This window comes from Pedobacter ghigonis (assembly GCF_903166585.1).
GTDB classification, from domain to species: domain Bacteria; phylum Bacteroidota; class Bacteroidia; order Sphingobacteriales; family Sphingobacteriaceae; genus Pedobacter; species Pedobacter ghigonis.
Genome location: NZ_CAESCM010000004.1, coordinates 278,215 through 305,035, shown reverse-complemented (window position 1 = coordinate 305,035; position 26,821 = coordinate 278,215). Strand labels below are relative to the sequence as shown.

At 42.2% G+C, this 26,821-nt stretch carries 19 protein-coding genes and 1 tRNA gene; 5 read left to right on the top strand and 15 right to left on the bottom strand.

Going from position 1 to position 26,821, the window contains the following annotated elements; all coding sequences use genetic code 11:
* Nucleotides 1–38: 38 nt before the first annotated feature.
* Together HWV58_RS08945 and HWV58_RS08940 are read left to right on the top strand one after the other, a co-directional pair.
* Entirely contained in the window at nt 39–3,206 is a 3,168-nt protein-coding gene (locus HWV58_RS08945; RefSeq protein ID WP_175633771.1) for a SusC/RagA family TonB-linked outer membrane protein, read from the top strand.
* A 17-nt stretch (nt 3,207–3,223) separates the two neighbouring features.
* Entirely contained in the window at nt 3,224–4,714 is a 1,491-nt protein-coding gene (locus tag HWV58_RS08940; RefSeq protein WP_175633770.1) for a RagB/SusD family nutrient uptake outer membrane protein, read from the top strand.
* A 79-nt stretch (nt 4,715–4,793) separates the two neighbouring features.
* Here HWV58_RS08940 and HWV58_RS08935 read toward each other — a convergent pair whose 3' ends face one another.
* The gene (locus tag HWV58_RS08935; RefSeq protein ID WP_175633769.1) at nt 4,794–5,201 is read right to left on the bottom strand and encodes a DoxX family protein; all 408 of its coding nucleotides are present in this window, start codon (nt 5,199–5,201) and stop codon (nt 4,794–4,796) included.
* A gap of 1 nt (nt 5,202) precedes the next feature.
* Complete coding sequence (locus tag HWV58_RS08930; protein WP_175633768.1) at nt 5,203–6,102, bottom strand: S66 peptidase family protein; 900 nt, start codon at nt 6,100–6,102, stop codon at nt 5,203–5,205.
* A gap of 40 nt (nt 6,103–6,142) precedes the next feature.
* Here HWV58_RS08930 and metG point away from each other — a divergent pair, with 40 nt between their 5' ends.
* A complete protein-coding gene (gene metG / locus HWV58_RS08925) occupies nt 6,143–8,251 on the top strand; it encodes a methionine--tRNA ligase (protein WP_175633767.1) in 2,109 nt (702 codons plus the stop codon).
* Between the two features lie 74 nt (nt 8,252–8,325).
* Here metG and HWV58_RS08920 read toward each other — a convergent pair whose 3' ends face one another.
* Entirely contained in the window at nt 8,326–9,048 is a 723-nt protein-coding gene (locus HWV58_RS08920) for an SDR family oxidoreductase (RefSeq protein ID WP_175633766.1), read from the bottom strand.
* Nucleotides 9,049–9,279: 231 nt separating this feature from the next.
* On the opposite strand from HWV58_RS08920, the gene HWV58_RS08915 reads away from it, so the two are divergent.
* Nucleotides 9,280–9,351 (top strand) — tRNA-Arg (locus HWV58_RS08915).
* 158 nt (nt 9,352–9,509) lie between these two features.
* Here HWV58_RS08915 and HWV58_RS08910 read toward each other — a convergent pair.
* The 12 genes from HWV58_RS08910 to HWV58_RS08855 all read right to left on the bottom strand — a co-directional run bounded on the left by HWV58_RS08910 (nt 9,510) and on the right by HWV58_RS08855 (nt 25,860).
* Nucleotides 9,510–9,707: a PTS sugar transporter subunit IIBC gene (locus HWV58_RS08910; RefSeq protein WP_175633765.1), complete on the bottom strand. Its 198-nt coding sequence runs from the start codon at nt 9,705–9,707 to the stop codon at nt 9,510–9,512.
* 519 nt (nt 9,708–10,226) lie between these two features.
* Nucleotides 10,227–11,660, bottom strand: a complete 1,434-nt coding sequence (locus HWV58_RS08905; protein ID WP_175633764.1) for a S1 family peptidase — start codon at nt 11,658–11,660, stop codon at nt 10,227–10,229.
* A gap of 182 nt (nt 11,661–11,842) precedes the next feature.
* Entirely contained in the window at nt 11,843–12,883 is a 1,041-nt protein-coding gene (locus HWV58_RS08900) for an RES family NAD+ phosphorylase (RefSeq protein WP_175633763.1), read from the bottom strand.
* Nucleotides 12,884–12,925: 42 nt separating this feature from the next.
* Nucleotides 12,926–13,864: a sce7725 family protein gene (locus HWV58_RS08895; protein ID WP_175633762.1), complete on the bottom strand. Its 939-nt coding sequence runs from the start codon at nt 13,862–13,864 to the stop codon at nt 12,926–12,928.
* A 9-nt stretch (nt 13,865–13,873) separates the two neighbouring features.
* Complete coding sequence (locus HWV58_RS08890; protein ID WP_175633761.1) at nt 13,874–14,758, bottom strand: sce7726 family protein; 885 nt, start codon at nt 14,756–14,758, stop codon at nt 13,874–13,876.
* A gap of 435 nt (nt 14,759–15,193) precedes the next feature.
* On the bottom strand, nt 15,194–15,652 hold the full coding sequence (locus HWV58_RS08885) for a hypothetical protein (protein WP_175633760.1): 459 nt from the start codon (nt 15,650–15,652) through the stop codon (nt 15,194–15,196).
* 54 nt (nt 15,653–15,706) lie between these two features.
* Nucleotides 15,707–16,552: a sugar phosphate isomerase/epimerase family protein gene (locus HWV58_RS08880; RefSeq protein ID WP_175633759.1), complete on the bottom strand. Its 846-nt coding sequence runs from the start codon at nt 16,550–16,552 to the stop codon at nt 15,707–15,709.
* Nucleotides 16,553–16,733: 181 nt separating this feature from the next.
* Nucleotides 16,734–18,803, bottom strand: a complete 2,070-nt coding sequence (locus HWV58_RS08875; RefSeq protein WP_175633758.1) for a sulfatase-like hydrolase/transferase — start codon at nt 18,801–18,803, stop codon at nt 16,734–16,736.
* A gap of 91 nt (nt 18,804–18,894) precedes the next feature.
* On the bottom strand, nt 18,895–20,685 hold the full coding sequence (locus tag HWV58_RS08870; protein ID WP_175633757.1) for a RagB/SusD family nutrient uptake outer membrane protein: 1,791 nt from the start codon (nt 20,683–20,685) through the stop codon (nt 18,895–18,897).
* A gap of 47 nt (nt 20,686–20,732) precedes the next feature.
* The gene (locus HWV58_RS08865) at nt 20,733–23,963 is read right to left on the bottom strand and encodes a SusC/RagA family TonB-linked outer membrane protein (protein ID WP_175633756.1); all 3,231 of its coding nucleotides are present in this window, start codon (nt 23,961–23,963) and stop codon (nt 20,733–20,735) included.
* Nucleotides 23,964–24,221: 258 nt separating this feature from the next.
* Nucleotides 24,222–25,229 (bottom strand): FecR family protein, encoded by a 1,008-nt coding sequence (locus HWV58_RS08860; RefSeq protein WP_175633755.1) that lies wholly within the window; start codon nt 25,227–25,229, stop codon nt 24,222–24,224.
* 73 nt (nt 25,230–25,302) lie between these two features.
* Nucleotides 25,303–25,860: an RNA polymerase sigma factor gene (locus HWV58_RS08855; RefSeq protein WP_175633754.1), complete on the bottom strand. Its 558-nt coding sequence runs from the start codon at nt 25,858–25,860 to the stop codon at nt 25,303–25,305.
* Nucleotides 25,861–26,057: 197 nt separating this feature from the next.
* On the opposite strand from HWV58_RS08855, the gene HWV58_RS08850 reads away from it, so the two are divergent.
* Nucleotides 26,058–26,531, top strand: coding sequence for a nuclear transport factor 2 family protein (locus tag HWV58_RS08850; RefSeq protein WP_317174790.1), 474 nt, complete (start codon nt 26,058–26,060; stop codon nt 26,529–26,531).
* Nucleotides 26,532–26,821: the final 290 nt, after the last annotated feature.

The following is a 26,821-nucleotide window of genomic DNA, read 5'->3' as shown; positions in this document are numbered from 1 at the left end:
ACTTTATTTAACAATCATTAACTAAACTAAATTTTCTTATGAAAAAACTTCTACAAAGTTTGTTCATATTGCTTTTTATTGCAAGCACTGCAATAGCGCAAGACCGAACAATCACAGGGGCCGTTACGGGTCAGGAAGATGGGCTACCCCTTCCAGGCGTAAGTGTTAAAATTAAGGGTGCTGCAGGCGGTACTATAACTGGTGCTGATGGTAAGTACACCATTCGCGTTTCAGGCAGGGCTACGGCGCTTGAATTTTCATTTATCGGGTATTTAAGCCAATCTAGAGCCGTTGGTGCGGCAAGCACAATTAACGTGGCTTTGGTAAGTGATTCTAAAACATTATCCGACGTGGTGGTTACCGGTTATGGTGTAACTAAAAAACGCGATTTCACTGGCTCAGCCGCAAGCGTGAAGGGCGAAGATTTAAAAGACAAGCCCGTTCAAAGTTTTGTGCAGGGTTTAACCGGACAAGCTGCAGGGGTAAGTATTATTCAACCCAATGGTTTGTTAAACAATCCGCCGGTTATTCGTGTAAGGGGTGTGAGTTCAATCTCATTAAGCTCGTTTCCATTGGTTGTGGTAGATGGTATTCCCTTTCCAACAAGTGATGCATCTGCAAACTCTGCTACCAACAATCCACTGGGCGATATCAACCCGGCTGATATTGAAACCATCGACATCTTAAAAGATGCAGCTTCGACTGCCCTTTATGGTTCGAGAGCTGCAGCAGGTGTATTGGTAATTACCACTAAAAAGGGAAAAAGCGGTGATGCTAAAATTACCTATGATGGATGGTACGGTGTGAACAATGCAGTACGTTTACCCGAGTTGTTAAATGCACAACAATACATGGATAGCAAAAATACGGCCATTGCAAATGCACTGGTTTTAAATCCAAATGCAGTACCAGCATCACAAAGAGATGCGAATAATAAAAGCTTCTTTCCAAGTTATAATGCTGATGGATCGTTGGTTGATACCAAATGGTACGATGAAGTTTACAGAACAGCACAATCACAAAACCATAACGTAACCTTAAGCGGTGGTACTGCTAAAACAACTTATTATTTATCAGGCGGACTTTCCGATCAGGATGGTTTCCTTAAAAATAATACTTTCAAAAGGTATTCTGCCCGTATAAACGCTACGCATAAAGCTACCGATTGGTTAAGCTTAAGCATGAACGTGAATTATAACAATAGCATTAACAAGGCACCTAATAGTGGCTCGGCTCCGGGTGCAGCATTTAACTCATCAGGTTTGGGGCGTATAGCCATCGCCATAGCGCCAAACGTGCCGGTTTATAATGCAGCAGGTGGTTATAATATTTCGGCCAATAACGTAGGTAATGCTGCAAACCTGATAACCAGTACCTGGGCACACCCAACTGTACTGATTGATAAAGATGTTAACAGCTCGGAAAATAACAGGTTCTTAACCAATTTAGGAGCCGACTTTAAAATTATAGATGGCTTAAACTTCAGGTCTAATTTCTCGTGGGAAAGAGCAAATACCGAAAATATTCAGTTCTGGAACCCGCTTCAGGGTGATGGATATTCGTTTAATGGTTATGCCTATAACAATACTGCCCGCAGAAATAACTGGAACTGGATTAACACTTTACAGTATCAGAAAACATTTAACGGCGTACACAATTTAAACCTGACTATCGGTAGCGATGTTCAGAATACGAGGACAGAAAACTGGGGCGCTATCCGTCAGGGATTGGGCGATCCTACTTTCTTTGATCAGTTTCAGGGTACATTTACTACAAACGTACCGGGTGGTAACAGTATTAACGAAATTGCGTTTCAGGCCTATTTGGCAAGTGCAAGCTACAATTACAAAGGAAGATATTACATCAGTGGTAACTTCAGAAGAGATGGAAACTCTGCTTTATCATCAGATAATAAATGGGGTAACTTTGGTGGCGGATCTGTAGGATGGACCATCTCAGAAGAAGATTTCTTTAAAAATTCGGCACTGGGTAAAACAGTAAATTCGTTAAGAATCAGAGCAAGTTACGGTCGCGTAGGTAATGCAAATGTGCCTGCGTATAGCGAATATACTACTTACAGCCCCGGACTTTACGGCGTAACGCCTTTTGCATGGATTTTTGGTCAGGCAGGTAACAAAGAGTTGAAATGGGAAACCAGTAATCAGCTTGATTTTGGTTTAAACGTTGCCTTGTTCAATAACAGATTAACCTTTGAGGCCGATTATTTCAAAAAAGACATTAATAATTTATTGTTAAATGTTCCTCAGGCTTTATCTAAAGGTATTCCGAACGACCCGGCCGGAACTATTCTTGCCAATGTTGGCTCGATGTACAATAAAGGTTTTGAGTTTGCATTAGGTGGTACACCCATTAAAACAGAAAAGTTTTCGTGGACAGCCAATTTAAACTTTACCACAATTAAAAACGAAGTAACTGCTTTAGATCCTAATGTATCGCAAATTATTGGTACAACAGGAGGTTTAGAGTCTGCAAGTGTTACAAGGGTTGGCGAATCAATTGGTAGTATTTATGCGGTGAGAACAAATGGTGTAAACCCAGCAAACGGACGCAGAATTTACATTAATGCAGCCGGACGTGAAGTTCAGTACCTGCATTTTGGGGGCGCTAACGCCTGGACTTACCTCGATGGAACCGCTGCCCCATCTCCTGCTGGCGATGCACAGGTAATTGGCGGAACCCTGCCTAAATGGTATGGTGGTTTTAATAACACGTTAAACTATGGCAATTTCGATTTAAACTTCATGTTTACTTTTTCGGGTGGAAACTATATCTACAACGGTTCGCGTGCCGGCTTGTTAGATCAACGCGTTTGGAACAACTCAACAGAAGTTTTAAATGCCTGGACAACTCCTGGTCAGCAAACCAATATTCCAAGGGTAGTATATGGCGATAACGTTTCGAACGGATCTTCATTTGCTATTGATGCCAACGTAGAGAAAGGTGATTTCTTACGTTTACAGGCAGCAACTTTGGGTTACCGCATTCCAAAAAGTGTTTTTGGCAAATCAGGTATAAACAGTGTGCGTGTTTACGCATCGGTAAACAATGCCTTCCTGATTACAAACTATACAGGTGTGGATCCGGAAATATCAACCAATGGTAACAGCAACCTGGCCAGCGGTGTAGAGCGTAACTCTATCCCTCAGGGCAGATCATTTACATTTGGTATTAGTTTAGGTTTATAATATTAATCAGCATATCCATGAAATTATTTCATATCAAAACATATAAATTGAAGTTGGCTACAGCAGCTATACTTGCAATTCCCCTAGTTGGAAGTATTTCTTCCTGCAAGAAAGAATTTTTAGAAAAGACTCCGGAACTTACCCTTCCCGATCAGGAAGCATTTGCAAACCCTACCCGAATTTTAGGACAGGTAAACGGTTTGTATGTATCATCCAAATCAGGTTCATTGTTTGGTGGCCGTTATCTGATCTATAATGACATCAGGGCAGAAGAATTTGTAAACAGAACCGGTAATGGTGTTACGGGTTACGATGTTTATCAGGGTACCAATAACTCAACCAATACCTATGTGGCGAGTTTCTTTTCGCAGGCTTATTTAACCATTAACAGGGCAAACCTGTTTCTGGATGGACTGGCTAAAAACAGTACGGTTTTAACACCTGCTATTAACGCAAACTATGCTGGCGAGGCTAAATTTGTCCGGGCCTTAAACTATTTTGCGCTGATACAAATTTTTGCAAAGCCTTACATCGCTGATAATGGTGCATCGAGAGGATTGCCGCTTCGTTTAACACCCGAAACATCTTTGGCTAATAATGCACTTAAAAGCAGTACAGTTGCTGCCATTTACGCACAAATTATTAAAGATCTTGACGAAGCTGAGGCGGGTTTACCTGATACCTACAGCACCCCTTTATTGCGTACTACACGTGCCCATAAAAACAGTGCTATTGCCCTAAAAACCCGTGTGTATTTAGCTATGGGTAACTATGCCAAAGTGTTGGAGGAAGGCAATAAACTGGTTCCGCAAATTGCACCATTTACCAATTCGGCAAGAACAGCCCATGCCTTGCAACCAAGTGTTGTAAGTGTTTTTCAGGCACCGTTTACTACTTCCGAATCGATATTCTCGTTCCCGATGGCCGATACCAATGCTCCAGGTACACAAAATCAACTTGGTTATTACTACAGCTGGGCTGGAAACGGAAACCTGGAGTTTTCTTTAAACAAAACGGGTGCAGGTATTTATGCAGATCCGGTATGGCCAACCTCTGATGCCAGAAAATCACTTTTAACGCAAGATGCAACCATTTCAGGTGTATTGCATTCTTACCCGATTAAATATGGTGCGGTATCGCCATTTATTGATTTTGTGCCGATTATCCGCTATGCCGAAGTATTGTTAAATGTTGCCGAAGCGGAAGCATTAGCACCAGGAGGTAACCTGATCCGTTCGAAAGCCTTATTGCAGGCCGTTCGTACGCGTTCTGATGCCGGTTTTGTATATGGCGTATTAATTACACCGGCCGCTTTGGAAGCAGCAATTTTAAAAGAAAGAAGAATAGAGCTTTTGGCAGAAGGTTTCAGGTATAATGATTTAGCCCGGAAAGCTGCACCACTTCCATCATTTGGAGCAGGTACTTCTATTCCCATTACCGATCAGCGTTATACTTTCCCTATTCCAATAGGCGAGTTAAACACTAACCCTTTGGTAAACACATTTTAAGCTAATATCCTTATAAAAAAAGGGTTCGGAGATTGACCTCCGAACCCTTTTTTATGATCCATGTTGGGCTATACCCCAACTATTTCTTATCTACGCTATACTTTCCAGGGCCAATAAAAATCAGACTGAAAAATACAATGCCCAATTCGATGGCATGGCTCGCGCCCGCCAGTCCGTCGCCTTTACCAAAGTGAACCAGAGCGGCTATAATCATCGTAAATACCAATAAAATACAGGCAGGACGATAAAACAGGCCTACGATTAATAGAAAACCACCAAAAGTTTCGGTAGCAGCAGCCATAAATCCCCAGAATATAGGTAAGAAATTAATACCGATAACCTTCATGCTGCCACCTAAGCCTGTCCAGCCATCGGGACCGCCGGCCAGTTTCGGAAAGCCATGTATAATAAACATCACCCCAATGCCAAGGCGTAAAAGTAAAATTCCTGTGTTTCTGTACTTCCCTAAATTGTCTAAAATAGCCATCTTATAAATATGTAAATTGAACGTTGTTTGTTTCTACTTCTAATGCTAACTCTGCCCCTAAAACCATGCTGAGGTTATTGTTAATGTGTCCCGTTGGGAAATTAAAGCAAACCGGATAATCGTATTCCTTTACAATATCCCAGATTACCTCATCGGCAGTTTGCCCGAACGAGATCTTTTCTTCAGCAATTTCGTTAAAGGCCCCGACAATCAAACCTTTCAGGTTCTGCAGTTTACCTGCCCTTTTCAGCATGCGCAACATCCGGTCGATACTGTATTCGTGTTCGCCTATATCTTCCAGAAAAAGGATTTTGCCATCGTAATCCATTTCTGAAACCGAACCCTGCATCATGGCCAGTAAAGTTAAATTACCACCAATTAATACACCATCGGCTACACCAGCCCTATTTTTAAAGGTGCTTTGGTAGGTATAATGCTGTTTCACGCCAAATAAAGAATTTTGCAAAGCAAGCAGTGCCGCTTCTGTCGATTCGTCAAAAGTATAAGGCATTTGTGCGTGGATACATTGCGTATTGCTTTGGGCAATCAGGTGAGAAAGCAGTACCGTAATGTCGCTAAAACCAACTACCCATTTCGGGTGCTGATTAAAAATGCTAAAATCAAGTTCATCAATAATCCGGATGGTACCGTAACCACCACGGCCTGCAATAATGGCTTTGATGGATGGATCGTCTAAAAAACGCTGAACATCTTTAGCCCTTAATTTGTCGGTACCGGCAAACTGGTGGTGACTGGCATATACGCTATCGCCCAAAATAACTTCCAGTCCCCAGCTTTCTAAAAGCGCTATGGCATGGTCAATTGGTTTGGGTAATTTCTTTGCCGGACAAACCAGGGCAATCTTATCTCCTTTTTTTAAATACGGGGGCTGCTTAATCATCTTCAAAACACTTATCTTTGCCAAATTAATAAAAATTGTTTTGGATAATAGTAAAATAAAAAGATATACCGTAACCGCGGCACTTCCATACACCAATGGACCGGTTCATATTGGGCACCTTGCCGGTGTTTACATTCCTGCCGATATTTATGCCCGTTACCTGCGGTCGAATAAGCGCGATGTAAAGTTCATTTGTGGATCTGACGAAAACGGCGTACCCATTACTTTAAAGGCCAAAAGAGAAGGTATTACGCCTCAGGAAGTAGTTGATAAGTACCATAAAATTATTGGTGATTCTTTTAAGGAGTTTGGTGTTTCTTTCGATATTTACCACCGTACTTCATCACTTACGCACCATCAAACTGCGGCCGATTTCTTCGAAACCCTTTATAAAAAAGGCGTGTTTACTGAAGAAATTACCGAGCAATATTACGATGCTACAGCAAAGCAGTTTCTGGCCGACCGTTACATTACCGGTACCTGCCCTAAATGCGGTAACGAGAATGCTTATGGCGATCAGTGCGAAAATTGTGGTTCTACGCTTAATGCTACCGATTTAATTAATCCTAAATCGACCCTTTCGGGCGATAAACCCATTTTAAAGGAAACCAAAAACTGGTTTCTGCCACTAGATCAGTACGAGGAACGTTTAAGAACGTATATAGAAAGCCATAAAGAATGGCGGCCAAATGTTTACGGACAATGCCAAAGCTGGTTAAATGCTGGCTTACAGCCGAGAGCCATGACCCGCGATTTAGAATGGGGCGTACGCGTTCCACTACGCGATGCTGAAGGCAAAGTGCTTTATGTATGGTTCGATGCCCCGATAGGTTATATTTCGGCCACTAAAGAGCTTTGTAACTATGCCAAACTGGATGTTTGGAACCCTAAAGCAGAAGAGTACTATATCAGCAGCTACGAAAGCGATAAATGCGGCTGGGAAGAATACTGGAAAAGTGATGAAACCAAACTGGTACACTTTATCGGTAAAGATAATATCGTTTTCCACTGTATTATTTTCCCTGCAATGTTAATGGCCCATGGTGAATATACACTGGCAGATAATGTACCTGCTAACGAGTTTTTAAACCTCGAAGGCCAAAAAATATCGACCTCCAAAAACTGGGCGGTATGGTTAAACGAATATTTAAGAGAGTTTGAAGGGCAGCAGGATGTTTTGCGTTATGTATTAACCGCTACTGCACCCGAAACCAAGGATAACGATTTTACCTGGAAAGATTTTCAGGCCAGAAACAACAACGAACTGGTAGCCATACTGGGTAACTTTGTAAACCGTGTAGTAGTACTCACCCATAAGTATTTTGGAGGCTCGGTGCCTACCTGTATGGAAATTACAGCGGTAGATCAGGCGGTTATTGATGAACTGGCGGGCTATCCGGCTAAAATATCGGCTTCTATCGAAAATTACCGTTTCAGGGAAGCCTTAACCGAAGTAATGAACGTAGCCCGTTTGGGTAATAAATACCTGGCCGAAACCGAGCCCTGGAAACTAATTAAAACCGACGAAGACCGTGTAAGAACGATCCTGAATATTGCTTTGCAGATTGCAGCCAATATCCAGATTTTAATCGAACCATTCTTGCCTTTCACAGCTGAAAAGCTAATGAACATGCTTAAAAACGGTGGTCACGATTGGGAGGATGCCGGATCGGTTAATCTGCTTAAGCGTGGTCATGAAATTGGCGAGGCGATTCTATTGTTCGATAAAATAGAAGATGCGGCTATCGATTTCCAGATCGAGAAATTAAACCAGAGCAAAGCCAGCAATGCTGCGGCTACGGCTGTTGCAGTGCCAGCTAAAGAGAATATCCAGTTTGATGATTTCTCGGCTATGGATATCCGTGTAGCCACTATTATAGCTGCCGAAAAGGTAGAAAAAACCAAAAAACTGTTAAAGCTGACCGTTAATACCGGTATTGATGAACGTACGGTAGTTTCGGGCATAGCTGAATATTATAAACCTGAAGATATTATTGGTAAGCAGGTGAGCATGATTGTTAACCTGGCACCACGTGAAATTAAAGGGATTTTATCGCAGGGTATGATCTTAATGGCCGAAAATGCCGAAGGTAAACTGACTTTCGTAGTTCCAGCTGAGAAGTTTCAGGAAGGTAGCGTAATCAGATAATCCTACTTTTAAATACCAAAGCCATTTGATCCAAAGTCGATCAAATGGCTTTTTGTTTGAATATCAAACCTGAATTATGGATTCATGCGGTTAAAATACTCGCTTATAGTATCGTTATTTGCATTTGCCCTATCCCCACTTGTGCCAAAAGTTAATTCGGTTTTTCCTGCTTTCATCTGTTCAAATACCGACTCAACAAAATCCCTCACTGCAGGATGTGCATCATGGATGCCTTTACCACCTAAATCAGTATTTAAAGCAGGCGGAATCATTTCAATCACTTCTATTTTCGAGTCTTTTAAGCTGTGGCGCAAGGAAAGGGTAAAAGAACGCATAAAAGCTTTGGTTCCGCAATAAACAGGTACTGAAGAAAGTGGAACGAATGCTAGGCCAGAAGTAACATTGATAATGGTATCGAGCGCATCTAATTGGGTAAACAGTTTGGTTAAATGAATAGGTGCCAAAACATTGGTAGTAATTTCATCATTTGCTTTTTCATAAAAATCGTCATCTCCAATGTTCATCCAGTTCTGGATGCCTGCATTGTTTATCAATACATTTAAATCTCCGTGGTTTTCTGCGATCCAGTTGTACAACTCAATCCTGCCTGCTTCATGCGATAGATCGCATGTTTTGGTAATTACCGAAGGTAATTTTGCTGCTGCATCCTGCAAAGCCGATTCGCGCCGGCCACAGATAATTACCGTATTGTTTTCTTGTATATATCTTTCGGCCAATCCCAGGCCAATGCCTGTTGCGCCACCTGTAATCAGAATTTTATTATTTGCTAATTTCATGTTATTTATAAATTGATAAGGCAAAGATGAGGCTATTCAAAAGATTTATTATGGTGAGTAGTACAGTTTTTTAATTAACTGATCTAAAAGATGTTTCTGTTAAAATGAGTTTGTTTTGCCTAACTAGAAGAATAGCCGTTGTTTCTTTATAAACAATTTTATTTCATTAAATGCTTCTTGTAATGGGCTTCGCTGCATCAAAACTTTTATTATATTTGCCGCTGTTTAAATGGCCCCGTAGTTCAACGGATAGAATAGAAGTTTCCTAAACTTTAGATAGCAGTTCGATTCTGCTCGGGGCTACATAAGGAAACAACACATACAGGTTGTTTCCTTTTTTTATGCCAATAAAAATCTGTGGCCCAAACTGTTACAACTTGGCCAAATCCTGTTCGACAATCACTAAAAAACTTCTTAGACTTTTATCCAAAATGGTCTAAAAAGTAGCTATAAGAATATACTTAAGTCGATTTTAACAGGTTCGACTTCTTCTTAGGGTTTTGAGCGTTTTGCACATCTTCTATTTTGTTATAATTCTTTGCCACCAAATAAAGAAACTCCAAGATAACGTCTGTTTCCCTATCGTCAACAGCGACACCATTCTTAGCCAAAATAGAAATTGCCCGTTTAACAGAAATCTTTCTTTCTATAAAGTTCATATCTAAATTAATCGTTTTTATTCAACACCAGTATTTTTGAGAATCCAGAGAGTAATTCCAAAGAAATTTCTCTTGTAAAGAAGTCCACCTTGGACGGAGGGATAAGGCTTGATGAGATGCATTTTATCTAGGATGTCCAACATAGCATAATTTTCAAAAATTTCTGCAACAGATCCATGATCTAATTATCTCTGTAGATCAATACTATTCAGCTTATCGAGGGTACACCAAGTTATTTCTTTAGAGTTGCTAGAGATTTCGCTTGGGGTGACCATGTCGTTTCGGAATTGGGAGTCAGTATATTTCGGTGAAAATTAACCAGCTGGAAATATTGATTATCAATATTTTCAAAACTTCATCTTGTTTTTATTTGCTGGTCAATTCGCTACTGAACTGGTTGATCAATCCTTCTGAAATCTCCAGCCATAAGCAGATTGAAGAGTTAAAATACAACAACTTTCACAATCCAATTAAAAATAACATTTTCACAGCGCACTAAAATCTAAAAGACAAAAACCACTAGATTTTCAAAGTAAGGGCCTGGAATCTTACTTCCTTACATTTTCTGGATTCAATACTATAACTAAAATTAACTCGAAAAAAAGGTCTTGTGTAATGATCATAATATACGTAATCTTCATCAATTACTTGATCGTGCATACCTTCGAGTGAACAGATATGATTTTTGTGGGCCTCAAATTGCTGGCGTGGAATTTTGAGTCTCATAAATACAATACGTAGATTATAGAGAGCGTCAACACCAATGTTTCCATCATCCAATACCTTAACAGATTGAATGTTCAAATCTTCAATCCCCTCCAGCAGGGTGGCGTCGCAACAACTGAATAATTTGATAATTTCTGTATATTCAGTTTGAATCAATGCTCTATCAAAAATATCTTTATCAACTGTTGATAAATATTTGAGGCCCTCACCTGTTAGGTATTCTTCAAAATTTTCGTAAGCGAAATCTTCCATATCGTAGTTTTCAATCGGCACGTCGATACCAGCAGTGATAAAAATCGAAAGCATTGATTCTGAGTCTTGTTCCGGAAATTTTACTTTGTATGCACCTGCACTATCTAATCTACCAGAGCCTGAAAGCTTGATACCATTATCAATCGGAACTTGCATCCCCGCAACGTTCGCAGGCCAAAGATTCTCTGGCCACGGGGCCATAACAGTAGACATAAGAGTAGTCCAAATCATTGATACATATGTAGGGCCTTTTGGTCCATCTAAACTCGAAGATATAATGCCTATTACTCTCCCCCTATTGTTAAAAACGGGTCCACCACTCATTCCACCAAGGGTCTCCATAGCCACTTCTACACAAGGCCCATTTATAAATGTTCCTCTTCCTTCAAGATATTGCTCTGTTACAATACCTGAGGTATAAAAAAATGATAGTGTCGGAACACCATCATTTTCTATCTCTCTATAACCAGCAGCCCAAAGCCTTTCACCGATTTTTGGAATCGAAACTTCCAAAGGAACAAAAACATAATCACTATTATCATTAAATATTGAAAAGGGCGAAATCGACAGTATACCCACATCAATATAACGTGGAGTAGCTCGTTGAAAAGGCATTATTTCGGCCGTTACTCTTTGCTCTGCCTGAAAATCTTGCGGGCGCCAAATCCTCATGCTATTTTTACATGGAAATGAATAGACAAGCGCATTTTTATTTCGCATTACATCCATAACATGAGTTGCCGTTAAACAAATACCTGGCGCGACCATAACACCGCTGCCGATAATTCTCTGCTTCTCATCGTCCATATATCCTATTGAGACAATAATTCCCTGAAATGCCCAAAGTTCCAATTCTCCAAAATTATCTTCGGCAGGTAATTCAATTGCAACCCATCTCGTTTCTCGATCGAGAGTGTTAGTTGCGGGATATTGAATTTTAGTTTGAACAGTTATTTTTGTATCAGGATTTTTCATTATCTAGAATTTACGGATTTGATTGTTTTCCCACCTGCAGCTGGTGAAACGAAGATTTTAAACTTGGTGTAATAACATTATGGATCATAGACATTTATAAAACCCCTTTTGGAATTTACAATGGAGCAAGTTGGCTTAAGCTTGGTTTGTTTATTACTTTTTATAAAGTATGCCATTAGTAATTATTTTGGTTCCCATTCATAGGTGAGATTTGTAACATGATGGAAGGCAGAATTGATACACTCCAGTTTTCCCTCTTTAAAAATGGCAATATTATAGCCTTCGGCATTCATCGCACTTTTATACTCCACTCCATCAAAACCAAGTGATTTGATGAATTCACATAGATATTGGGTTGGCAGGTAATCAAGATGAACATCCATCTTTCTAACGGGCTTGGACAGTTCATGTTCCAATTTGATCAGATACTGCCTTATCAGAATAAATTCGTCAAGCGCAAAGCCGCGGTCGATGATTTCAAATGGGCCATGGTGTGCAATATTTTTTAACGAAACAACATTGATTGTCTCAGTGGTCACAAATCTTCCGACGGTTATACCTTCATGAAGGGCAACCCTGGTTTCGTAAAGCGTTGTCTCCTTACTGTCGGAAATATAAAGATACGGAATCCCAATTGGGTTTGCTCGGCCTGGTGAAGTCAGGCTCTTAGGCGGCTTTCCCAATTCAGCAACTGGTAAATGGCTATCTGAAATCCTTGCACGGTAAAATTCCGTACCAGGAGGGTAATAGATCACCAACCGTCCAAATACACTTTCAAGTCGTTCAGTTTCGATTTTCTCACCTATAAAAAAGCGGTTCCTTGTTTTGATCTCATCGGAAAACATTTCCCATTGAAGTTCCAGATCCTCTGCAGCACCCATTGCAGAATCCAGCAACGTCCGGATTTCCATCGGTATCTCAAAAAATTCATCATGAAAATGGTCCCAGCCACGTCCAATCTGGTTTATCAGCTGTAGAACGTTGTTTTTCGTGAGCAACCCAGAATTGAAAAGTCGTGGCCAGTATTCCAGCAAGTGCTCATGGATCTGAACGGGCCGATCGTTTCCGAGTGATTTTTTGGCATCTCCATTTTCAACATACATTTCGAATAGCTGCTCGAATTCGGTACTAAGATCAGTGCAATTGACGACTGCTACATTTTTCGAATCGCAAAAATTACAGTTGCCATGCTTGGTCGACAGGGACTCAATCCGTTTTTTCAATCCTTGATCGGAAAAACAGTTTGTACAGCACAACATTCTGTATTAAATTAAGCCTTGGATCAATTCGATATGGTGCATGATCGAAAGCTTTTTGACCACACCAAGTCCCGGAAATGCTCCACGGGAATGATAGTCACGAAACTGCTCGCACGCTATTGTATTCAGCTGCTCTAAATCGATAAAAGCGATAAGCTTGTCTAGTGCCTCCCCAAACTTACCGGGCGTATCGCTATAATCTTCATTCGAATCCGAAGTGAAATGCTTGATCCAGATCTCCCCGGAAGCCTGATCCTTATAGGTAAGGTGAATGGCTACCGCATAAGGTAGCATTCCGCCCTCTACATAATCCGATCCTATGGTTAGGTAGTCAGAAAAGGCCGAAAAGCCCTCGTCGGTATAATAAAGATAATCATTGGAAAAAAATTCACTCTGTACATGCAAGTAGTCGGCATTCTTCTTTTGCTTGTTAAACGGATCACTTAATAGGGCCAGCCCTTCACGTTTGAACCCACGTTTCAATGACATCTGATGGTTCACGTGGATGATATTGAACTGGATCTCGCTGGCATTTACGAGCGCTTTTAGCTCAGTGACACTGCTGATGTGGTTGAGGTGTACAAGGGAATAGCCCGATTTGAGATATCCTCTTGCTGTTGCAGTATTCTGGAAATAGTTGAAATCACGTTCACTGGAAATCAGATAGGTCGGGATAACATGGACGAATCCTTTTTCATAAAGCCTATCGATAAAATTGAGGACGGATTCGCCGTTCCCCTTTAACTCACCGTGTTCGGGGTTTACGATCAATTGCATCACGATGTTTATACGGCCTAGGGCAGTCAACGCGGTTTCGATACTTTTCAGGTCTTTTTTTAGTGGTTCAACAACCGGAGAGATCTTATTATTGTCTAGTGGTAGGGTACATAGCTCTCGCAATGCAAGCAGTTCAAACTGTTTTCCCCTAAGGTATGGTAGATACATGACGTTAATTTATAGCTGATAAGTTAGTTTTTCAACTAAGCTAAGATAGTCATTCTGATCTAGATTATAATAATAGCAAGGTAGTCGTAGCGAAGCAGGGACAATTTTATTCTGTACCAAGTCATTGGTAGAAGGGCTGATACGCCGCTTGATAATGCTGAGGAACTCAGTTTGAACATCTAAAACGGGAAAAGCAGACAACAGTTTCGCGCATTCCTTGAACAGCTGAACTGGTGTTGCCAATGGGAGTGCTCCCGCAACATTAAACACCAACCTTAAATATTCGTCTTTGCGCAATGACTTCATCATCGCTAAGCTATCGAGTTTCTCGCAGTGGCACTTAGCTGGTTTGACCAGCGCTATTTCATTGTTTTGGGAAAATGCCATCATACCAACATGACTGTCCACGCAGTTAACGTATTTGCCAACTTCAGAATGGTGAACAACGATATATACCTCTGAGAAGGCCTTGTAATAGTCGTCGATCTGTGTACACAGTCTCTCCGGGCTATCAAGCTCTGTCTTGATCTCAAAAACCTTATTCGTTCCGTTGACCAGCACGGCATCGGCCTTCGAATTTCCGATCTTGAACTCGTTCAACAGTATCGTATCCGATAGCGAGTGGTTTTCCAGCACATAACTGTTCAACAATGCCACCTTGTACAGGTATTCATGGCGATAATTTGCGAGGAGGTGGTTGTAGGAGATGTCGATCAATTCGGAGAATATAGTTTTTCTCTCTACTTCTACTCCATTTTTTTGTAAGAGGCATTTCAGCTGTCTAGCCTGCTGCTTGAAGTTTTTAGCAAAAAGCAGGCGTTGCAAACCCGCATTGGACATCATTTTGGCCAATGCACTTAGGTTCAATTGAGTGTTCACACGACTTGCTGCCATAATCCAAAGGTACTAACAATATAAGAAAAATTAAGTTCATTACTGTCAAAAAGAAAGTAAATTTAAATGGACCAGCAATAAACCGATCATAAATGTCCAGCTATCGCTCTAGATTTTGGAGCCTGCATTCCACTTTCAGGTCGTCAACGATCTTATCGTTATAATCATTGAAGCCCGGCTATTTTAATTAAAATAATTTATGTAGCAATATGTCTTGTCCTACTATAGCTTGTCATCAACCAGATAACTGAAAAACACTTATAATAATTTCTTTCCCCTATACTGCCCCTCAATTTTGTTCTTCACAACTTTTTCAAAATTGACTATCGCTTCACAATGTTCATAAAAGTTCGATCTTTCGCCGCTTGGCTCTACTCAAAAAAACGCTCATCGTAAGATGAGCGTTTTTTTTTAAGGCTATGTTTTTTACTACGACTAGTGCTTTTCATCTTCAATTGATTTTTTAAGCTTTAGCAATTCTTCTTTTGTATACTGACTTGACAGACTTATTTTGTTTCCGGAAAATTTGCCAAAGATGCTTGAGACTTGAATAAGTTTGTTATTTATTATAAGTCCCACTTGCCTATCATTATTAAAACCCGAGGGTAATGATGCCAGTTTTGAACTTGCATCATTATCTAAAGTGAAGTTTAATATTGGATGATTCTTATTGCCATATCTTTCCGTAGTTATCTCCATATCTAGTATGCTTTTTACTAATATCTCCTTTTCAATCTTATAGACTTTATCAGATTTATTCAATTTAATTGAAGTAGCTATTTTATTATCCGTTATCAGATACCATCCAGATTGTAACTTGTTTTTAGGAACGTCATTTAGTGCATTACCAAAAGAAATAATTAGAATTAAAATAGTATTTACAAGCGCTTTCATAAGCTGAGTATAGTCAGTTAAGAAGATTTATAGCGGTACACTTTACAAACAGCCCTAGCGGGTAGCATCGCTAACCCCTTTAAAATAACCCACCGATTCAGCTATGCCTGCTAATGGGTCTTTCATGTCTTTTTCGTATTCTAAGCTACAGCAGCCCTTGTAATTAACTTTTCTCAGCATTTTTACGAAGGCAGGGATATTAATTACACCACGGCCGAGTTCGCAGGTAGTACCTTCATTTGTGGCTGAGGTTACATTCTTTAAATGCATATCAAAAATCCGTTTCGAGAATTTTTGAAGGTCTGCAACCGAATCCCGTCCGTCTCTTTTGTTATGCCCCATATCAAAGCAGATTCCCACACGTGGATCGAGGTTTTTAATCAGGTTATAGATACTTTCTGCGTTGGGATATAATTTATCCTGAGGGCCGTGGTTATGAATGGCATAGCGAATATTGTATTCTTTTGTCTTTTGGGCAACATATTCCAGATCAGCATGAGCCGGAATTCCGATCAGCAAATCGACACCTACCCGCTTTGCATAATCAAAAGCATTATCGATCTCTTCCTTGTTTTTGGTGTATATGGGGCCTACGGCATACCCTACTACATTATTGGCTTTAAGTTTAGCATGGAAGGCTGCAATTTCTGCTGCTGTACTTTTAAAGGGTAAATGAAAATCTTTTATACAGAGGTAGCGTACATCAACCTTTTTCATCATTTTAAGCGATTCATCCAGGTTAAAATTCAGAAAGCTATAGCCTGCAATGGCTAATTTAAAAGTGTCTTCAACAGCGACATTTGCTTCAACAGGCGCTGCGAAAACAGCCGGGATATTAACCAGCGTTGCTGCAGTTATACCTAATATTCCTTTTTGTAAAAAAAATCTTCTTGTTGTCATCTTAAAATTTTATCAGTTCATTAAAGTTATGATAAATTGGTATAGTTAAGCTTCACCGAAAGAAATGTTACAAAGGGTGGTTCGATAGTTCATTCGTCATTGGTTCATTAGGGATGGTTGATAGTTAATGGCTCATGGTTAATAGCCAATAGTTCAAGTCCATCATCCATCCCCCCATCCTCTAGTACACCGCGTTCTCTCCGCTTAAATTATGCCATACGCCATCGTCGCCTTTAAAATCCAGTTTGAGGCTAGTATTGGTGCCTTTTAAGGCATAAATACTTAGCGGATGATAACCTGCTTCAAGGCTAACTGTTTTTTCAATTTCCTTACCGCTGGTATAACCAAAATCGGCATCAAGCAGGTTAATCTGGTGCAGCTTTACAAAAGCTTTGCCTTGTGTACTCAGCCTAAAGGTATAAGTGCCTTTTTTATCGATCTTTAACAGGCTTTGATATTGAACCAGTCCCTTATTTTTAGCCGTAATGGTAGCTAAAGATTGAACTATTCCGCTTGCTGCGGGCTTCGATTGGTTTGAAACCGACACATAATGGAAGATGCCCGGGAAGAACGACCATTTTAAGCCTGGTTTAGTACTTTTAGGCATTTGTATGCCTGGAATGGCGATGCTATCATAAGGGCGTTTCGCTTCCTGATCCATCATGCGCGATTGTAGTGCCCTGTTACGGAGCTGGTTCTGTAGCCCGCTTAAATCTGCGTGTTTAGCCAGGTTATTGGTCTGTTTAGGGTCTTTAACCACATTGTAGATTTCAAAATCGTCGGCTGCCGATTTAATGTTGTAGCGCACACCAACTAAATCGCCAATTCTCACCATCTGCATCTGGTTTCGTTTGCGGCTGGCATGGTTAGCTTCGAACTGACTAAAAGCGGGGGTACTGCCCGATTCGAAATACTCTACATATACATTGCCTGCTATTTGTTTGCCCGCATTGGTTAAAGCCGGCACCAGCGATACGCCGGTAACCCGCGCCGGAATGGGCGCGCCTGCAGCATCTGCAAAAGTGGGTAACCAATCTGATAGCATAGAGGGGGTATTCACCACTTTGCCAGCAGGGATGCGTTTAGGCCAGGCAATTACCGAAGGCATACGCAAACCACCTTCCCAGCAATCGCGTTTTATGCCATCAAAAGGACCATAGCTCTCAAAAAAGGTAGGGTGGTTAGGCACATATTGCTTAGGCAGGTACGATTCTATCGATGGCCCATTATCAGAGGTAAACACGATAATGGTATTGTCGGCAATTTTAAGGTCTGATAGTAAGGCACGGATATCACCTATTGCATCGTCCAATCGCCTTACAGCCGTTGCGTATCTTTTATAGGTATCTGGCCAGGGCTTATTTGGGGTAGCCGGATCGCGGTCATCATCGTAAGTGGCATTTGCATAATCGGGATGGGTATAGCTATCTACCGTGCCCGAAGCCGAATTAATCATGTTTCCTTTCTGGTTAAGCCATTGCAAACCGCCGTTCAGGCCGCCTCCTTTGGGGTAACTTTGTGTGGGTAGCTCCAATACGGCATGTGGTGCATCGTATGCCAGGTACATAAAGAAAGGTTGTTTAGCCTGATGCTGCTTTTCAAAGCCAATAATATAATCTTTGGCTTTTGCGGTCCAAAGGTCGGTGGTGTAGCATTTCTGCAAATCTGCCGATACCTCACTGTAATTGTCCCAAACTTCTTTTTTACCGCGGTAAACGCCTTCAACGGGGTAGTGCTCGTGGCCATCGGCATGGCGCATATAACCATAGTACTGATCGAAACCTCTTTTTAATGGGTGGGCAGGCCAGTTGGGACGCTGCTTTTCGTCAGTTCCCTGCAAGCCCCATTTCCCAATGGCTACAGTGGCATAACCGGCATCTTTGAGTACAGTGGCCATGGTGTGGTTGTTTTCGAGGGCCTTATCAAACTGATTATCCCTGATGTGGGCATTGCCCTGGTTTACTCCTGTAAGCAATGAGGCCCGCGAAGGTGCACAAACCGGTGCATTGGCATATTGTTGACTAAGCACTGCTCCTGCCCTTGCCATGGCATCGAGGTTAGGCGTAACTAAAGCCGGCAGGTTTTTATCTTTCTGGTTCTGGAAAAGGACACCGAGGTCGCCATAGCCCAAATCATCAACCAATACATAGATGATGTTTGGCTTTTGCTGGGCTTTTACTGCCGAAAGTGATAGTGTGCACCCCAAGATCAGGAAGGTGTATCTGAGGACGTTTCTTTTGCTGCTTTTCATAAGGTAGGATCGGGATTATATTGGTTTGAGGTATTCGAACAACAGGAGCCTTTAGCAAGCTCCTGTTGTTGGGTAATTATATCTGAGGCTGTTATTTCCAGCCCGGGTTCTGTACAATTTTAGGGTTAAGCACGATTTGATTAGATGGAATAGGATAAAGGTAATAATAATCGGGAAAAGTGCCCGGAGGTACTCCTAAATAAGAAATATAGCCTGCCGATGCTCCGTTCTGGATGGGTATAATGCTATTGGCTGGTACATCCACACCTTTGGTGAGGTAACGGCCTAGTTTTTCTTTCATGGCATATTCCATTTTTTTCCACCTGCGCAGGTCATCAAACCTGAAACCTTCACCTACCAGTTCTACCGCCCTTTCGCGTCTGATCTCCCACAAAACAGGGTTTATGCTTTGGTCGCGGGTAGGGTCGGCTACTATTGCGCTTAAATTTAAGGCGGCTACGGCCCCTCTGGCCCTCAGTTTATTGATGGTTGCATCTGCTACGGCCTGACTAAACGTGCCCAGTTCGTAAGTAGCCTCTGCATGGTTGGCCAAAATCTCGCCCATTCTAAACAGCGGACAATCGCTAATGTCTTGTCCTTGCGCATCCTGTACTTGCTGGTTGTAATATTTATAAAACCTGTAACCTGTATAGGTAACCGAGTAAGGCTGTCCGTTCGGAAAATCTACGTAGTGTGGTTCTTGTCTTACCACAAAACCATTCCAGTTGCGGGTTGGCAATGTTTTATGTGTGCCATCCGAAATGGCCTGCATTAAACCGAAGTACGAAGTATCAACCGGGTTAGTGGTATAGGTAAAAGTAAGGCTGGGTGGATTGGTATTTACATTAAAGGGCGGCGGTACGCAGTAGTACAAACGCCTGTCTCTGTTCCTGAATTCGGTAAAAGGCGATTTATCTCCCTGAAACAGTGGGCTTGTAAAACGGGTTTCGCCATCTTTCATTAAAAACATATCTGCAGCGGCTTTAGTCAGATCGTAACGGCCCGATGAATTGCGGGTTTGGGTAGACTGGCTGTGGGTAATCTGATTGGCTACATAGGCTTTGTACAGGATAATTCCAGGCGCTCCTGCTAACGATACGCTGTTAAAATCGAGGTCGTAGTTGGTGTTCAGTGTGGGGTAAGTGACCATTAGTTTGGTAGAAGCATCTACACTGGCCTGTAAATAGGTGTTGGCACCACCTAAACCGTGGTATTTACGCCAGGTACCTTCCCTTAAGCCAAAGCGCGAAAGGAGTGCCCTAACTGCATGCACGTTAATGGTGTTATCGCCATCACCGTTTTTTAAGTTTGCTTCGGCGTATTGCAGGTCTTTTAAAATGTTGGTCGCTACCACATCTCTTGCACTGCGTGGCAGGGTCAGTTCTTCCGATTTATCGTTTAAAGCATGTTCGGTGTAAGGCACATCGCCATACAGGTTAAGGAGGGTAATGTAATTGTAAGCCCTGAAAAAATAGCCTATGCAACGCCAGTGATCTTTGTCGGCAGCATTTAATGTAGACTGATCGATATTATCCAGCATCAGGTTAATGGTGCGGATATTGGCATAAGGCCTCGAGTACGAATCGGAAGAGGAGGGAATGGTAACCTGTTGCCAGATCCATTGCGACTGCCCGTTCGGATTTGCACGTGCAAACATATCGCTGTTTAGCTCATCTTCCAGCATATCGTTGGTGTAGCCATTAAAAGCATTGTAAAACTGCCACGAATAGGTTAAAAAGCCATTGTAATCAGAAAGGGTATTCTCGAGGGTTAGCTGGCCCTCGGGTTTAAGCGCTAACTTATTGCAACCCATTATTGCGACTAAAATGCCGCATAACATCAGGTGCTTAATATGGGTTAGTGATATGATAGGAGTTTTCATAATTTTTTCTTTAAGTTTTGTACCTTGTTTATTCGTTTTCACCGGCATTAAAAGCTAATGTTGGCACCAAAACTATATTTCTTAATAAAGGGATAAATACCACCGCTGCCCAGGTTCGTTGCTTCTGCATCCAGTCCTTCTGGCAGATGATCGAAGGTAAACAGGTTCTCGCCCGAGAAGAAGATTCTGGCCTTCATCTTATCCTTTAACCATTTGGCTGGGAGTGTATATCCTAACGAAACATTTTTTAATCGGATATAAGCGCCGTTCGATAAGTATTTGGTTTGTACCATCCGGCTGGTGCCGGTATTGCCCGATGCATTCGAATATGATCTCGGATAAAAAGCATTGGTGTTGGTGGGTGTCCAGTAATCGAGTTGATGGGCATAAATACCGCTAAACTGATCAAGGTAAGGGAAATAAACCTGGTTGCTGATCCAGATGTCGCGCTTGCCTACTCCGTTAATGAAGAAAGAGAAATCGAAATTTTTATAGGCGGCATTTCCATTAAAGCCAAACTGGAACCTGCGGTTGTTGTTACCAATAATGCTGCGGTCGCCGGGGTTGGCCAGGGTATTGTTGCCTGTAAAAATGGTACCATCGTTATTTAAATCAACAAAGCGAATGTCGCCCGGGTTTTGATTCACCCCACGGTAAGGCGCTATGCCTGGTAGCAGTGTTCCGTTTTGCAGGTTGGCATTAAGCGTTCCGGCGGCAAAATCGCCTGTTCCGAAGTAGCCCTGGGTAACGTAGCCCCATATGTCGCCAATTTTCTGCCCAATAAAATAATTGGAGATGGTTCCGTCGGCATTAAAATTCAGTAGGCCGCTCGGGTTATTGTAATTGGTAATATAAGCCTGATTATTAGAAACATTAAAGTTAACCGAGTATTTGAATTCGTTTATCTTATCGTTCCAGCCCAGATTAAGTTCCCAGCCTTTCACCTTTAAATCGGCCACGTTTTGTAAAGGGGCAGCAGTACCCAATATGGCCGGTAGCTCATTGCTCGGTGCCAGCATGCCCAGTGTTTTACGGATATAGGCATCGAACGATCCGGTTAAGCGGTTGTTGAAGAAACCAAAATCGAGCCCGATGTTTGAGGTTTGTACGCGCTCCCAGGTAAAGCTGGCACTTACCAGCGCAGGTGGCGGTACGGTTACGCGCAATACACCGGTTACGGGATCTATCCAGGTAGAGTTGGCTGGCGAAGAAGCCGGGATGTATGGGTAATAATTCTGATCTCCATTGGATTTTAACACCACCTGGTTACCAATCTCTCCGTAAGAAGCCCTTAGTTTTAGCGCTGTAACCGTTGTTTTGATGTTTTTCATAAACGATTCGCCCATGATATTCCAGCCGGCAGAGAAGGAAGGGAAAAATCCAAAGCGGCTACCTGAGGGGAAGCGTGAGGAACCATCGTAACGCCCTGTGGCTTCGAACAAATAACGGCCATCGTAATTGTAGTTTATACGGCCAAAGTAACCCGAAACCGCAAACGAAGAAAAAGCATCGGCACTTGTAATGTTGCCCGTACTGCCCGAAATGGATGGCGAGCTTTGGCTGATTACCCCTAACCTGGTTACCTCAAAGTTGTTTTCGGTGTTTTTCTCCTGGTTGGTACCCAGTACTGCATCGAAGTTATGTTTTTGCCCAAATACGGTACTGTAATTGGCATAAACGTTTACTGCATTGTAGTTTACGCCATTGTTGTAGCGGTTATAGCTCGAGTTTACACTAATGGGCGATACGGTAAAGTTTAGCGGATTAATGTACTGGTTTACAGTAGTTTGTATCGTGCGGTTGGTGTTAATCTGGTTAAAAGTGTATTCGGCGTTCAGTTTAAGGCCGGTAGTAATGTTGTATTGTAATTTACCAAATAACCTTAAGTTGTTGTCTTTATTAATGTTATAAGGTTCTTTCTCTAAAATATTATTGGGGGTATTGTAGGGTAGAGACGAGCCGTTTGGCGCAATGCCGTAGCCTGTTGGTGCATAAGGACCAAATGTAATGGCATTATAAAAAAGGCCGTTGTAATCTCTGGGTGTGTTTCTAACCGAGTTGTGATAGAGCACGTTAATGCTGGCAATTAATTTCGAGGTTAGGTTGGTATTCAGGTAGGCGTTCAGGTTATAACGGGTAAAAGCATCAGATTTGGTGGCTATAATCCCATCCTGGTTGGTATAACCGGTTGATACCCTGAAATTCGATTTTTCAGAGCCTCCGCTAAACGAGAGGTTGTGCAGCTGCTCAAATCCGCCCGGCATAAAAGACTGGTACAGGTCGCTCTGCGCCAAAGGATACTGAATACCGCCCTGGGTGGCAATGCCTGATGCCGGAAACTGACCGGGGTTTTGTTCGTACTGTTGCAATAAGCCCTGCCAGGTGCTAACATTTTGCCCTGCCCAGTAAGAGGTGGTACCAAAATCGCTCAAGGCCTGCACAAATTCGCTTACCGTTGTTTTTTGTGGCAAAGTACTTGGAGTGGTAGTGGCCAGGTTACCCGAATATTCGAATTTAATGGGTTGGTTGCGGCCGCCTTGCTTGGTGGTAATTAATATTACTCCAAATGCTGCACGGGCACCATAAATAGACGATGCCGATGCATCTTTGAGCACCGTTACCGAAGCAATGTCTTTGGGGTTAATATCATCCATATCCATGGCCACATTATCAACCAATACCAGCGGCGAGCCACCGTTAATGGAGGTAAAGCCCCTGATGTTTAAATTGCTTCGTACGCCCGGCTGACCACTGTTGGTAGTAACCTGTAAGCCTGGCGATGCACCTTGTAAAATCTGCGAAGTGCTGGTTACCGGCCGGTCGCCCAGTATTTCGTCCATTTTAACTGTAGCTACTGCACCGGTTAAATTTACTTTTTTCTGTGTACCAAAGCCCACTACCACTACATCTTGCAGGATACTGTTTTCTTCTTTCAGCTTAGCAGTAATGGTAATCTGCTCTCCGGCTTTAAGGCTGTATCCACTCATGGTTTGGGTTTCGTAACCTATCGAGCGGATAATGAAGCTGTAGGAGCCAGCAGGTAATGCTTTAAACTGAAAAATACCATCCGGATCGGTCTGTGTATTGAGTAATGCCCCTCCGTTCAGGTTTTTGGCCGAAACCGATACACCGGGTAGCGGGAGGTTCTTTTCGTCGGTAACGAGGCCTTTCACGGTAGTGGTTTGCTGCGCAAAAACGGGGTGACCTGTTAGCAAACAGAGCAGTAAAATGGCCCCTGCAATGAGCGGATGTTTAATTTTGGAATAGTTGATTTTCATGTTTTTGTTATTTGGTTTTTTTGGCAATACAAATCCTGCACAGTATTGCTGCGGGATGGTGATTCGGCATTTCGGGCATGGCCTGATCTTCAGTCAGGACGATAAGCCCCTTGCCCGGTTTAAAGCATGGTGGAGTGCTGTTGGCCTGTAGGGCAGTTTGTGGTTAGTAAGTGTAACAGTTTCTCATAATCTTTTTGGTTGGTTATTGTACTTAACAGTGGGGCAGATCAACCGTGCACAGTCTCTCTGCTATTTTTATCACCGGGTAATAATATATTCGTTATCATTTGGCCTGATCAGTTTAAGCCCGTTCACTTTCACAATATTCTCCAGAATATGCTGTATCGAATCAGACTGATCAAAACTGCCAATGTAATACATCTTTTCAAAATCGTCGTTGGCGTACTGTATGTGTACGTTATAGGTACTGGCCAGCTGATCAAAAACATCCGAAAGGTTCACTTTATCAAATACAAGCAGGTGCTGTTGTTGCTTAGCCATCTTTGCCTGTTGCCGGCTTAAATCAAATGAAGCCTTTAATTTGTTATAAGTAAGCTTATCGCCCGGATACAAATAATAACTCCGTTTGCCTGTTTGGTCCTTTCCATGTTGTTTTACTACCACTTTCCCTTCAAACAGTTCAACCATCGTTTCGGGAGCGTTTGGTAGGGCAGTTACTTTAAACTCTGTGCCCAGTGCTGTGGTGGCCAATTCACCGCTGTAAACAGTAAAAGGCTTGGTTTTATCCTTCGCCACTTTAAATACTGCCACCCCTTCCAGTAAAATATCGCGCCTGCTGTGCTGAAAAGGTTCATCGTATTCCAGTTTAGCTCCGGGTGCTAAGGCCACGATAGAGCCATCGGCAAGCCTCAGCTCCTTAACCCTGCCGGTGCTGTTTTGCAGCATTATGTGCCTAAAGGTACTGGCCACTTGCTGCTGAGGCGGCGTAACCGGCTCGTGGCGGGTAAAAAATACCGACGCAAAAAAAACCAGGCCCGCTACAATGGCTGCGGCAATACCGTATTTTATAAAAGCATAACTGCGCAGGGGCTTTAAGGCAGGCGGTTTAATGGCCAGCCATATCTCCTCCCAAAATGCGGCAGTTTTATCGTCGTGCTCAATTTCCCTGTTCCATTCGCTTTCGCTTAAATACTCATCCAGTATAGCCGGATTGGCATTTAGGTAATCGGCAACCGCCTGCGCTTCTGCGGGGCTGCATTGTTTCAGGAAAAATTGCTCAATCAGTTCTGCTGTTACGGGCATCATATCAATTTGTTATCAGGTAATACGCGGTAAAAGGAGAAAGTCCTCCACCTGGTCGATTTTTTTTGAAAAAAAATTAACGCAGCATCAAAATCACAAGGAATAGCGGTAAAGGGAAGTCGCTGCGGAGCTTTTTAAGGGCTTTGGCCAAATGGTTATCTACGGCTTTTTCGGTAATCCCCAGTTGGGCTGCCACCTCCTTGTAGCTGTATCCTTCCAGTTTATGCAGCTCGAATACTTTTTTGCGCAGCTGTGGCATTTCATTCAGGATTTGCTGCATGCGGCGCTTCGTATCAAACTCCATCGACTGGTAATTCGGTTCGCCTGGTGCCTCGCCTGTACTCTCGATACTCACTTGATTGGCCTTTTGCTTGTTGGCTTTTCTAATGTAATCAATCAGTACGGTACGGGCGATGTGAAACAATTGCTGATCGAGCGAATAAGCAGCGTTTAAGGTGTGGCGGTATTGCCATAGTTTTAAAAAGGTGGTTTGCAGTAAATCTTTCGCATCTTCTTCTGAGGCAGTACGGCGAAGGAAATAATAGTAGCCCTTGCTCCGCCATTTCAGGTAAGCTTGCTCAAAGGCATCTTCATCCCCGCGTTTTATATCTGCAATCAGGCTTAGAGGGTTCACTGGGTTATTGGTTCACTGGTTCATTCGTCATTGGTTCATTAGGAGGGTATGGTTTATTGGTTCAGTAGTTCATTTGTCATTCGTTCATTAGGGAGCATAGTTCAATAGTTCATTTTTCTATCCTCCATTTCCCATTTTCCCTATTCCACCATGCTTCCTCCATTTTCCCTCCTCTCCCGACCTGATTTAAAGGTACAATTTATATCTTATTTATTACAAAGGCCTGTTGTTATTGGTTTTTAACGGACTGCCGTGGCGAACAATTTGCCGGCTTCAACTGTCTGAATAATATCCAAAAACATAAAATTAGGACCACACAAGAAGTTGCTAACCTATTGGTAAAGCTATGCCGTGAAGGCAAAAACGATCAGGCCATCGACGAACTGTATGCCGATGATATTGTAAGCCACGAGCCCAAAGGTTCGCCGATGGAACTTACCGAAGGTAAAGCCGCCGTAAAGGATAAAACCCTGGGTTGGGAAGAAAGCGTACAGGAAATCCACAGCGCCACCTGCTGCGACCCTATTGTTGCCGAACATCATTTTTCGTTAGTAATGGATATCGATGCTACCTATAAAGAACATGGCCGCATTAAAATGAGTGAAATAGCTGTTTACGAAGTTAAAGATGGTAAAATTGTAGCCGACGAATTCTTTTACCGAATGGGGTAAATGGGGAAAGTGTTTACGAATTGGTGCACTTTAAGAGCGGAAGGAAACATTGGAGGTGTTTCCTTTTTTTATAGGGTCGCCAAATATTGCTTGACGATTTTCACCTAACTACGCAACCAATAGTCACGTTCAATATATTGTAATTCACTAATGGAAGATCTGACAATTAATTCTGTTTGGGATGCTCATGTTTTCAAAAAATGAAACGTTTAAATAGTTAATATGCTTAGAGGAATACGGCTTTTAATGTTGAATAGCTAAAGAGATGAATGTATGAATAAATTGGCTTA